The following is an 11802-nucleotide window of genomic DNA, read 5'->3' on the forward strand; positions in this document are numbered from 1 at the left end:
ATTATTGATTTCTTAAATTTCTTCCGCACGATTCATGGGACGTAAATGTGACACAGAAGTTTCAGCCGGTTTTATGATGCCAAAGCTCCAGGTGTTTAGATGGCTCTAAGCAGGGAATGAAAGAGGCAATGAGATTTATACGTGGAGGTGCTCATCATGAAAAATGAGAAAAGCATTGAAAGTGAAATATCCGGTTACATCTCGACATTGCTGAGGCAAAATTTCGGGAAAGGCCCGACTTCTGTTTATGTGACATTAGCAGGCACTTTTTTAACCATACATTTCCGCGGTTTTATTGCACCAATGGAAAAGATCCTGTTGAATAAGCATCAGGAAAAGCGTATTCTGGAAACGCGGAATTTGCTGATGAATGAACTGTCTTCGGAAATTATTCTGCAATTGTATAAAAAGACCGGATTGGATATCGAGACCATTTTTGCGGACTGGAATCTGGAGAACGAAACGGGAATGATTTTTGCGGTATTAAATGAGGAAGCGGAACAGTCCACCGCAAAGTGGCCAATAGATGTGAAGGAAAAGGAATTCTACAAGGCCATTGACATTGCCAGTGAACTGTCGGAGAAAATTCCAGGAAAAACTGTCATCCACTGGCTGAGTGAACGCACCATTTTGGTAGTGCGGGACAAAATTCTGGTTCCGATTGAAAAAGAATTGATCAGCAATGGATTTACCGAGGAATTAAAGCTGGCAAAAAGGCCACTTGAAAAACGGGTCATCGGTGAAGTCACCATTCCTTCATCAAGGCCCAGAATTATAGAAGAAACTTTTGTGGATTGGAATTTCGAAAAAGATCAGGGGTTTTTCCTGTTCGTGCTGAAACCGGTATAAACGGAACGCTGATGCGCTGAAACAAAAACCTGCAGAGGAAAGTGACTCTCCTTCTGCAGGTTTTGGCATTCAGCGTTTTTTTCTGCGTAAATAATCCAGCATTCCCATCGCACCCACCATTAAATCCAATTCGATCAGCATATACACCTCATGATTGTCCGGTATACCCTCAGCAGCGAGCGATTTGGTGACAAGCTCTTTCAGACGGGCAGCGAGTTCAGTGTGGCTTTCGCCGGCAATAGCCGCTGCTTCCGCCTGTTCCATAAAGATGTCCAGCCATTCCAGCGACTGATCGAACGCCGCATCCGGTTTTTCCACCATTCCAAAATGACCGTAAAATGCCCGTTCAAACCTTGCTCTCTTCATTCTCTGAATGGATTGCCGCATAAGATCCGGGTCGAACTGATTCGGCGACGTTGACGGAAGGTGGAAGCTGATCTCTTCGTTCGCCAATTGCGCATAATGGATCCCTGCAGTATCTCCGGTAAAAATACTGTTGCTGACAGGATCGATGATGGCGAAATGATGGGTGGCGTGCCCCGGCGAATTCCAAAACTCAAGAACACAGCCGGACCCTATCTTTAATCGGTCGCCTTCGCCTCTGATCAATATCCTGTCTTCAGGCACCGGCAGCACGGGATCAAACAGCACTGAAAAGCGCTCTCCATAAACCGCCTTTGCTCCCGCCACCAGCCGGGACGGATCGCTCATATGCCTGGCTCCTTTCGGATGGACGACAAGCCTGGCATTCGGACATTGCTGAAGCAGAAGTCCCGCGCCGCCCGCATGGTCCAGGTGGATATGGGTGACAATGATGTAGGTGACATCGGCAAGTGAATGCCCAAGCTTTTCAAGTCCCTCCTTAATGTATTTTACGCTCGGGCTTGGCCCCGTTTCAATCAATGTCAATTGCTCTTCAGCGATAACGTATGTACCGGTTCTTTCGGACAAGTCCATGTCAAATCCATCGATCAATGAAATGCGGTCTGTTAATTTTACTGGATAGCTGGTTGCCATTGCCATTCCTCCTTTTTCAAAAATTATATCAAATATTCTGTAAAAACTTTTCCGAAATCCGAAACACAGTTTCATGAATACGTATACAAATGATGTTCACGTGTTTTTTCCAGAAGTCTTCCTTTGATGAAGGACTGGGCTGATTGAAATATGGCCGATGTTTTTCGTTAATCCGCCGGATATGGCCACAATCAGCCTTTCCACCGCTTCCCGGTAAAGATCAGCATCGTCCGGCAGCCCGACGCTCGTGAGCTGTAAATAATTCATGGACGACTGTTTATAATTGCCGATTCCGATCACCGTTATGTCGTCAGGAATTGAATAGCCGTAGGCAAGAAGGAAATCAATGGCGCAGGCACCCAGTTCATCGGTCGCCGCAGCAATTGCCGTCGGCCGGTTTTTCCTGGCCATCATCGCTGAAAAAACGGCGTCGTAATCATCAATTTGTCCCGTTGCACCGATAATGTCCATATCATGGTCTTTCATATATTCCATAAAGCCGCCGTAACGTTCCTGAAAATGCTGAGCCTGTCCGTTTCCGCCCACCCAACCCACGTTCCGGTGGCCGAGAGAGCAGATTGCCTCTGCAGCAAGCTTCCCAGCCTCATGATTGTCCATCGCCACTGAATTGCCTGAAGCGGTGTCTTCAATCCCGCACATCATATAAGGAACGGAAGATTTCTCAAGCAATGCCATCGCGCTGTCCACGATAAGCACGGGCCCGATCAGCATTCCTTCCGCCTGGGACCTCACGGCCATCTCAAATGCTTTCTCCGGAACATCCGAATCCTGAATATAGATTTCAGCGGCATAGCCTTTATCCTGCATGGTTTGAATGGCCGTGTTTGAGAACCGGGCATTTTCTGGCTCTGTCAGAGGACCGCACAGGACAGCAATCACGCCGCTCTTTTGATTGCTTACGAGCGACCGCGCAGCTGCATTCGGGCGGTAATTCAATTTCTGAATAGCAGCTTCGACTTTTTCGACGGTTGCTGGATTCACTTTTTCCGGATTATTCAATACACGCGATACGGTAGCCTGGGAAACTCCTGCAAGCTTCGCGACATCCACCGATGAAACCATATCGATCACCTCTTTCAATAGTTTCATTTTAAGTGTATACGCATACATTATCAACCGAAATCATTCAGAAAAAACCCTTCCGCCAGCTTTTTGCGAAAGGGTTTTTGAAAATCTTATTCATTGAGCCGGATAATAAACTCCTTTGTCGCCTGATACGAGGGACATTTTTGCTCTTTTCCGGTCAATCCTATTGTTTTCCAGTTTTGCCGAAATCAAGCCCAATACGACACCGAACATGGCACCTGCAAAAACTTCCACCGGCTGATGTCCCAGAAGCTCTTTCAGTTCCTCTTCCCGTTTAATGAGTTCCAGGCTCGGAAAATCGCCTTTCAATGAAATCAGGCTGTCTTCCAGATCGTTGACCAATTGCGCGATTTCTCCCGTATGTCTTCGGATTCCCTGTGCGTCATACATGACGATGGTACCGAATACAATCGCCAAAGCGGTCTCTGTATGGCGCGTGCCTTTATTGGCCGCCACATATGTAGCCAAAGCCGATACACCGGCCGAATGGGAACTTGGCATGCCACCAGTTGTGAAAGCGTGTTTCAAATGCCATTCGCCTGTCAATTTTTTGTTTGTCAAGATTTTCAATCCCTGTGCGATTCCAATCGCTGATAAAGATGTGATCACTCCGCGGTTCATGCAATCCGCCTCCTGCCTCTGGATACTGCAGCAATATGCTGTATAAATTTTAATACCCCAAAAGTACTCCCGTTAACCGGAAAATATTTGACATGAAAAAAAGAAGCACGGGTGCGCTTCTTTAATGGAATGCTATTTCTTCTCTGCATACTGAGGCAGGACAACTCCGGTGGACCGGAGTGTATCGATCAATAATTCATGCATCACTCTATAGCCTTCTTCATTCGGATGGATGCCGTCGAGCCAGATATGCGGCTGTCCGCCCATCTTATCCGTTCTTGAAATGATGACGCCGCTCTCACCGATCGCGCGGTTCCATTGACGGTAAAGCAATTTCGTCAAGCCGAGGTACTGGTGTTCTTTTTTCATCGAATTATACAGGTCATTCTGGACAAGCAGCACTTCCGGGTTCAATTCCCGGATTTTGCTGTAAATCGCCAGCAGGTTTTTCCGGTAGTTGAGGCGGACTGCTTTGAAATTGCGGACCAATCCGGCGGGGCCGAATTTGCGCAGTCCCTGCAGCAGGTCATTTCCGCCGATATTGATCAGGGCCAGATCAGCGGAAGCTATGTGATGATCCCAGTGGCCGGACGTCAGCCTGGTCACCAGTCCATCACTCGTCAGCCCATTGATGCCCAGGTTAGTGATGCGGCTGTCAGGGAAACTTTCACGCAGGTATTTCGCGATCCCTTCTTTAGTACCATAGCCATAAGCTACGGAATCACCTAAAATGACAATGTTTTTTACGGAATATTCTTTATTGCGTTTTCGTATATTTCGTAAAGGCGCCTTATTGTTAAGGACACCTGAAAGGAATTTTCTTATCAATAAAAGCACATCCTTTTCGGCAGATTGTTATTACAATTATATCATTATATCAATATTTTACCTAAAAATACGCTCACTAAACCAATGCCTGAAAACACATCCAAACTGTTTTCAGGATGAAAAAAAGCGGCCCTGCAAGACGTTGTTTCCGCCTTGCAGGGCCGCTGCCGGTTGTTCACTTACCGTTTTTTCGCCTGTCCTTTATTCGTGACAATTGTGTAGTTGCCGAATTCGTTGACGCTTAACGTAAATGTCGAACCATCCAATTCACCCTGAAGAATTTTCCATTTGCCTTTGGCGTCTTCACGGGCGCCAAACTGGACTTTCACCTGGCTGTCCGTTGCAAAAGCCAATGTGAAATCGGATTTGAACTTAATTCCGAGTTCATTTCCTTCCGTGTCTGTCACAGCGAAATCGAGCTGCTGCGCCAATGTCGGACGCTTGTCCACTTCAGCCGCTTCGTCAACAGCAAGCTCCAGATTGAATCCTTCGCCTGCCGCCTGTGCCATTTGCTGAAGATTCGCTGCAGTCAGCGTCAAATTAACTTCCGGCATATCGATCACCAGATCTTTACCGCTTTCGATCAACTCGTCCATTGTGCCTTCAGAAAACTCAATCGTCAATTCGCCTGCTGCATCAAACTCACCTGCAGCAATGATTGCCGTTTCATCTGTGTAATCCGGATCCGCTATCTGTTCACCAGGAACTGCCGGTACAACAGGTTCTGAGAAGTCAATCTGCGCAAGCAATGGATCGTGGTCTGATGCGCGTCCGTGCTCTTCCATGAACATCGCGTTGATGTGGACCATATCCAGTTCAGTGCGATCCGCCAGGTTATTCGTCACCAGCAGGTGGTCCAAAACCTGTGAATTGCCCTGATAATAATAAGAGTAGCGGTCTTCCAAAGGCACATCCTCGACTTTATTCGTCAGGATATCGCCTTTCAATGCTTCCATTGCAGGCGTGAATTCGAAATCATTCATATCGCCGGCAACGATGACATTCAGGTCTGGATCCTGTTCAAGACCTTCCTGGATGAAACCGTTGATGGCTTTTGCGAGTTCAATCCGTTCAGTTTCAGATCCCAGGAACGGCGGCTGGTGCTGACCCATCAAGCCCTGGTCTCCACCTTTCGAATTCAAATGTGCGCCGATAACGACAATCTGCTCACCCTGGAATTCAAATTGAGCGGCGATCGGTTTACGTGTATTTGGCATCGGGATCGGCTGGATGCGTCCAGGATTCAAGGACAATTCGCCGTCGACCCATTCAACATCCTGTTTTGCCGAACCTTTTGTACCTTCAGAAAGTGTTACGCGTTCCGGATTGTAGAGGTAGCCGACGCGGATATTTCCGCCAGGCTGACCGCCGTCCTGATTGTATTCCGGTGCAATATCCGTCCAGGCGTATGTCGGGCCGCCTGCTGCTTCGATATCAGCAATCAGTCGTTCATAGCTGGCCGAAGCGTCGCTGTTGTTTGATGCGACCGGGCCGTCATTGTCCTGCACTTCCACCAAGACGATGATGTCAGGCGAATTCAGGTCATCCACGAACGATTCCGCGATGCGCTGAGCTTTTGCGTCTGATGTGTGGCTCGGGTCTGCCGAGAAGTTCTCGACGTTGTAGGCCGCCACCGTCAATTTGTCATCTGCATTTTCAATCCATGTTTCTTCCGGTACTGTTCCCCCGTCCACTATGACCGGAAGATTACTTTCATCTGTCCAGATCTGATAGTTGCCGAAGCCGTAGCCCAGAACACCAACCGGCATCTCAGCAAAAGTATCTCCAGCTTTGGCGATGACGTTTTCACCTGTTGTTACAGTGATGCGTTCCGGATTGTAATCATCTTCAGCAATCAAGATGCCGCCTTGTTTATGGAATTCGTTATTTGTTGCGTTCTTGGATACGACGAACACTTCGCCGTAAGCCTGTGGTCCGACGATTTGCGCCTCAGCAACGCCAACGCGCATCCACTCAAGTGATTCCCAGAAATCGATGCCGTCTTCTTCAGGATCGAATGATGTTAATCCATCATTGTCAATATTCATTGTTGGCGGGAACACGTCTTCACCGATAATCAATGCTTCCGGAAGTTCCGCTGTACCATTTTTCACCACTTCCGTTGCACGGATCCGTGTAAGAGGAAGGTCATTTTGTCTCATATCAGAATAACCATCGTAAAAATGCTCTTCAACCGTGCCTGCCACTGTGACAAGATCTCCAACTTGTAATCCATTGGACGCACGGTTGACCATGATCGCTTCAGAAGTTGCCAAGTCATCATCGCCGTTCGGGTCCTGGATAACAAAGTTAGCGGTATTATAGAGATGTGTTACAACTCCAACGATTTCATTGACGACCGCTCCTTCGTAATCAGAGTAATGGCCGCCGTTTTGGATATCACGGATTTTCAGATCTTTCACTTTTAACACTGTGTATTCGAATGTAAAGACTTCCGATGTTTCAGTGCCGACAGCGATCGCTTTGATCACTGTATCTTTGCTCAATGTAATCGGAGCTGTATAAAGTGTGCTTGCTGAAGTCGGCTCAGAACCGTCCAGCGTGTAATAGACCGTTGCATTTTCCCAGCCTGACTGAAGCGTAATTTCCGTTCCTTCAGAAACGACTCCAGGGAATACGTCGGCATAGACTGCCGGTTTGTTTACAAGATCAAAGCTTTCCAGCCCCAGTGTCTTAACTTGGTAAGTTTTATTGAACTTCGAAGCGATGCCTGTCACGTGAACCAGGTCACCTTCTTTGTATTGCTGTGTAAATTGGTCAAAAGTCAGGCCGTTGCGGTTATCGTTTCGCACTACAACCGAATCGCCGTTTTCAGCGACTGCCGAGAACTCGAATGTGCCGAAATTATTGGCTGACTTGAGAACTGTAATTGTCACATTCTGCAATTCAATCCGCTCGCCCTGCGTTTCTTCATTCACGCCTGACGGTGCAATAGTCTGCACATCTGGAAGTTCGTTATTTGATGACAAAACTTCTATTGAATTCGGCTGCAATTGCAGCTCGCCGCTGTATTCGGAAACCGTTCCCGTCAAACGGACAATGTCACCAGGTGATACAGCCGCACTTGTTGTATAAACATACAGGCCTGCAGTTTCATCCTGAATGTAGAATGCGTTGCCTCCCCAGAATCCTGTACCTGTTGTTACTGTCGCTTCAACCTGGATTAATTCGCCAGGCATCGTGCGTGCTTCAGCCAAAGTATTAACAACTGTCGCTTCCGGTGGTGCTGGCGGTTCCTCGCCTCCGGAGATGATTTCAAATGCAGAAGCATTCCTTAAGCCCGGTACGCTGAAATAAGCACTTAACGTGCCCGTAATATTCACTTCAGCTTTGAAATTAGCTGGATTATCCACTAAATTCAATCCTGTACGAACCGCTCCTGACGGCAATTGCACCGGCAGGATTTTCGCAGGATCGGTTTCATCCGGAGAATCCGCCAGTCCAATATTGGTGGCTATCGAAAATGGCGCTTCCTGGTCATAATTTGTACCGCTTACAGCAGCACCCACGATATAACCATTAACCGTAGCTGCACCGGAATTATTTGCGATCGCTTCCGCCACCGAGATCGGTTCCGCTGCATTCGCAGTCACCGTATACGGCAAGGCTGCGGAAAGTACCAGTAAAACACTCAGAAAAATCTTTCCTATTGCACTTTTCGTCAAACTGTTCACTCCCTTATCCATTTTTGTGTACGCTATAATTATACAAGAAGGAATTTAAAGCTTTGTTAATTTTTTGTAAGTATTTAATAAATTTACCCAATGGGCCTAAAATCTCAGAGTTGTCTGCAGAAGTATTGATTTAATTTTCCTAGTAGTCTGTTAATATTTTTTGAGACTCAACTAAACTTTTGCAAGTTTCCGGAGAACGGGAACCGGGAATAACTAAATAGTACAGTGTTATTGGAAAGGAAGGGATTTACCTTATGGACCCTATAAAATATTTGAAACGCTTTAATGCTTATCCCGTGGAAGAAAATTATTTGCAGGATCTGGCGAGACTGCAATCACTTCATATGCAGCACATACCTTTCGAGAACCTGGATGTCATCCGCAAAGTGCCCATCTACCTGAATCTCGAAAGCATCTACGATAAAGTGGTCAATCAAAACCGCGGCGGCTATTGCTATGAGCTTAACGGATTGTTCTGCTGGCTGCTCCAGCAACTCGGCTTTGACGCCAAAATGATTTCAGCGACCGTCCTGAAACCGGATGGCAGTTATCCAAAATCGGATACTCATGCAGCCATTCTGGTGGAACTTGATGCGCCGTACCTGATCGATGTAGGATTCGGAGATTCAACAATCAGCCCAATTCCTCTCGGCGGAGAGCGTCATACTGATAACAGCGGTACGTACAGCATCGAGGAAGAGGAAGATGGCCTCTATCAGCTGACAAGGGAAAGTGACGGGGAAGAAAAAGTGCTCTATCGTTTTACTTCCGAGGAAAAGCGCCTCGAAGACTTTCACGAAGGCTGTGTCTTCAATCAAATATCTGAAAAATCCACTTTTACCCATGACGATATCGTGACACGTGCGACGCCGGACGGACGCGTTACGCTGGCTGGAACTTCCCTAACAAGAACTGTCAATGGAAAGAAAGAAAAGCAGCAACTGACGGAATCAGAAAAAATGAAAGTGCTCGAAGAAGAATTCGGCATCATTTTGAATGCAAAAAAGCCTCTTCCAAGTTGAAGAGGCTTTTTCAGATCCGTTCGTGCTGCCGGTGTTTCCATACGGAATAAGCAGTAAACAGTATGGCGAGAAGCAACCCTGTTCCGTAAAATTCAAGCTTGTGTTCGTCGAACAACACAAGAAAGCGGCTGTAATTTCCGTTCAAATAATTGCCGAGATACAATACGGCAAAACACCACGGAAAGATCCCTGTAAAAGTGAGCAGCAGGTATTTCACCAAATGGACATGGCTGATTCCGGCCAAATAGGATATATAATTGCCGATTCCGAATGGGCGTGACAATGCGATGCTCCAAATTCCGTAGCGGTTAAAAAAACGGCTCCCTTTTTTTAAGCCATTTCTGACTTTCTTCCATAGAAGATGTTCCATTTTATTGCCGATAAAATAAGGGATCAGGCTGGCCAGGCTGTAAATGACCGCCATGATTGCGGCAACCCCCGCCATTTTTAACACCGTCAAATCGAGCAAACCGCCGTATGCCAAAACGACAATGATCCCCGGAAACGGCACTGATGCCCCTTCAAGAAAAATGGCTGCAAACAAACCTGCCAGACCGAGACTTTCCAGAAACAGCAGGATTTCATTGACGACGGATTGAATATCCATAGCGCTCAGCCCCGCTCCAGCATTTCTTCAATCGTACTGAACAGCTCTCTGGCATCCTTTATCTCAAGTGTATTCCGGTACTCGGCGGCCGCCTGTTCAAATTTCGCCATCTTTTCTTTATTGCCCAGCACTCCGCAAACAAATTCTATGGCATTCGCTTCTTCCGGAATGATAAAAACAAGGCCCATACTGTCCAATAATTGCAGGTTTATCTGCTCCTGGCCCGGCAGTGCACTCGAGATGAAGATCGGAATTTCTTTTCGGAGCGCTTCTGATACCGTGACTCCTCCCGGTTTACTGATCAGCGCGTCACTTTCCTCGTAAAGCCGGTTCATTTCTTCCCTGGAAGAAATATAGGGATGGGCAGTGGCAAATCCTCCTGCCAGCCGTCTGATCTCGTTATACAATTTTTTATTGGCTCCGCATAATACGTCGATTCTGCATTCTGTTTTGCCTTCTGCCGCCTTCAGCATTTCCGCGATATTGCCCAAGCCGACGCTGCCGCCGGACATTATTATGCGAAAAGGCGGTTTGTCAGAGCCGCCGGAGGGCTCTTCATTGACGCTGAATTCCGGGCTTATGGGTATCCCGGTGATGAAGATTTTCTCCTCTGCAATCTGGTGCCTTGCCGAAAGATTGTTTTTGACCTGCATGCTGGGCACAAAATGATAGTCGATATGGCTGCGGCCCCACACATCATTTATAAAAAAGTCAGTATATACATTAAGTGCAGGCACTCTGCAGTCGCCTGACTGTTTCAGGCGATTGATAAAAAGTGATGGAAACCCGTGGGTGCAGATGATGAGGTCAGGTTGTTCCCGGTTCAGAATATCCTTTACTTTCTTCATGAATAACAATTCGTAAACTTTATGCGGCCGTTCGCTTCTGCTCCGGTACGCAAGCCGGCGGTACGTCCACGCATAGGTTCCAGGAAAGCGCCGGATCCATTCTAAATAAGTTTTTACAATTCCTCCTTCAATGGAAACGTTCCATTCACTGAGAATGTCCACTTTTAGGCATTCGATTTCCCCGGTATATGCCAGGATACTGTCACGAATGGCATTCGCAACTTGATGATGTCCTGAGGGCATGCTGTCCAGCAATGGGAAAATCAACACTTTTTTCATTGGACTGCCTCAAGCATCAGCGATTCCTGCGCGTAACTTGAAACTCTCTCCAGATACGGGTAATTCCGCATGTCTCCGCGGTAAATCATTTCCAGGCTCTCGGAAGAAAAAATATCCCGCGGTGTCATGAGCGCCGGCGGTTTATCCGCCAGTCTGACGTTTCCGGCAGACAGGGCTTCAGATACGAAATGAGAACAGAAATAAGCGTTTTTGCGGTTGAAATTGTAATTCAAAGCGACCGCGAACAGGCCGGTGAAATTATACTTGAATGAATCCTTTTCAAGCTCCATTTTCTGAACGTAAGCCCAGATGCGCCCGTAGTTTTCTTCTGTCAATTCCAGTTTCGTGACTGCGCAGTCAGCCCGCTGGAACAGATGGTCGTGAACATCTTCTTTCACAAATCCGGCAATGAACGCATTATCTGTATCTTTCCGGCCGAAACTGTACATCTGGCTCAAATCTTTGGTGAACGAAATCGATACATGGCTGAATGGATAGCCCGTGCAATTTTTTATCATTCTGGATAGATTTGTTTTCGTGTCAGTGAACACAATATACACTTCCATCACTTCATCTCCCTTGCTTACAGTCCTTTTGAATGCGTATTCCAATAACCAAAGTTTATCTTTCTCTCTTAAAACTCACATCAGGCGCCAGGCTGTTCTTTTCTGAGACCAGAGACTTAGAATAAAGCAGGACTTTTTTGTCTATTTTGTGTCTTTCTATACTTAACGATTGAAGAAGGCCAAAGTTTCACATTTTTTTGGTTTTTTCTATTAGATTAAATTTCATTATAAACCTGTTTGAGTAAAAAAGAATCAGAATATTTATTAAGACTTTCTTAATAAAAACAAACCCGCTCAGAGTTGAGCGGGTTTGTTAAGATGGTAACTATAAAAAATCGATATTGCGCAAAACAGCTTCGCTTT

General features: G+C 46.6%; 10 protein-coding genes. 2 read left to right on the forward strand and 8 right to left on the reverse strand.

From position 1 onward, the window contains the following. The first annotated feature begins 156 nt into the window (after window positions 1-156). The gene (locus tag KW93_RS02005; RefSeq protein WP_033541277.1) at window positions 157-849 is read left to right on the forward strand and encodes a DUF2294 domain-containing protein; all 693 of its coding nucleotides are present in this window, start codon (window positions 157-159) and stop codon (window positions 847-849) included. A gap of 69 nt (window positions 850-918) precedes the next feature. Here the strand turns inward: KW93_RS02005 and KW93_RS02010 are convergent, their stop codons facing one another. From KW93_RS02010 to KW93_RS02030, 5 genes are all read right to left on the reverse strand, one after another. Continuing rightward, entirely contained in the window at window positions 919-1866 is a 948-nt protein-coding gene (locus KW93_RS02010; RefSeq protein ID WP_033541278.1) for an MBL fold metallo-hydrolase, read from the reverse strand. A 96-nt stretch (window positions 1867-1962) separates the two neighbouring features. Continuing rightward, on the reverse strand, window positions 1963-2949 hold the full coding sequence (locus tag KW93_RS02015; protein ID WP_033541279.1) for a LacI family DNA-binding transcriptional regulator: 987 nt from the start codon (window positions 2947-2949) through the stop codon (window positions 1963-1965). Window positions 2950-3066: 117 nt separating this feature from the next. Continuing rightward, complete coding sequence (locus tag KW93_RS02020) at window positions 3067-3594, reverse strand: divergent PAP2 family protein (protein ID WP_052131426.1); 528 nt, start codon at window positions 3592-3594, stop codon at window positions 3067-3069. 132 nt (window positions 3595-3726) lie between these two features. After that, window positions 3727-4422 (reverse strand): SGNH/GDSL hydrolase family protein, encoded by a 696-nt coding sequence (locus KW93_RS02025; protein WP_033541280.1) that lies wholly within the window; start codon window positions 4420-4422, stop codon window positions 3727-3729. 179 nt (window positions 4423-4601) lie between these two features. After that, window positions 4602-8117 (reverse strand): DUF6359 domain-containing protein, encoded by a 3516-nt coding sequence (locus KW93_RS02030; RefSeq protein WP_442956607.1) that lies wholly within the window; start codon window positions 8115-8117, stop codon window positions 4602-4604. Between the two features lie 254 nt (window positions 8118-8371). On the opposite strand from KW93_RS02030, the gene KW93_RS02035 reads away from it, so the two are divergent. After that, entirely contained in the window at window positions 8372-9139 is a 768-nt protein-coding gene (locus tag KW93_RS02035; protein ID WP_033541282.1) for an arylamine N-acetyltransferase family protein, read from the forward strand. Between the two features lie 10 nt (window positions 9140-9149). Here KW93_RS02035 and KW93_RS02040 read toward each other — a convergent pair whose 3' ends face one another. The 3 genes from KW93_RS02040 to KW93_RS02050 are packed head-to-tail and all read right to left on the reverse strand — an operon-like array spanning window position 9150 to window position 11439. Then, on the reverse strand, window positions 9150-9746 hold the full coding sequence (locus tag KW93_RS02040; protein ID WP_052131427.1) for a DedA family protein: 597 nt from the start codon (window positions 9744-9746) through the stop codon (window positions 9150-9152). Window positions 9747-9751: 5 nt separating this feature from the next. Continuing rightward, window positions 9752-10873 carry an MGDG synthase family glycosyltransferase gene (locus tag KW93_RS02045; protein WP_033541283.1) on the reverse strand — a complete coding sequence of 374 codons (1122 nt, stop codon included), beginning with the start codon at window positions 10871-10873 and terminating at the stop codon, window positions 9752-9754. Continuing rightward, complete coding sequence (locus KW93_RS02050) at window positions 10870-11439, reverse strand: hypothetical protein (protein WP_052131428.1); 570 nt, start codon at window positions 11437-11439, stop codon at window positions 10870-10872. Before KW93_RS02050 ends, KW93_RS02045 begins: the two co-directional genes overlap by 4 nt. Window positions 11440-11802: the final 363 nt, after the last annotated feature.

The organism is Planococcus sp. CAU13 (assembly GCF_000775575.1).
Classification (GTDB): domain Bacteria; phylum Bacillota; class Bacilli; order Bacillales_A; family Planococcaceae; genus Planococcus.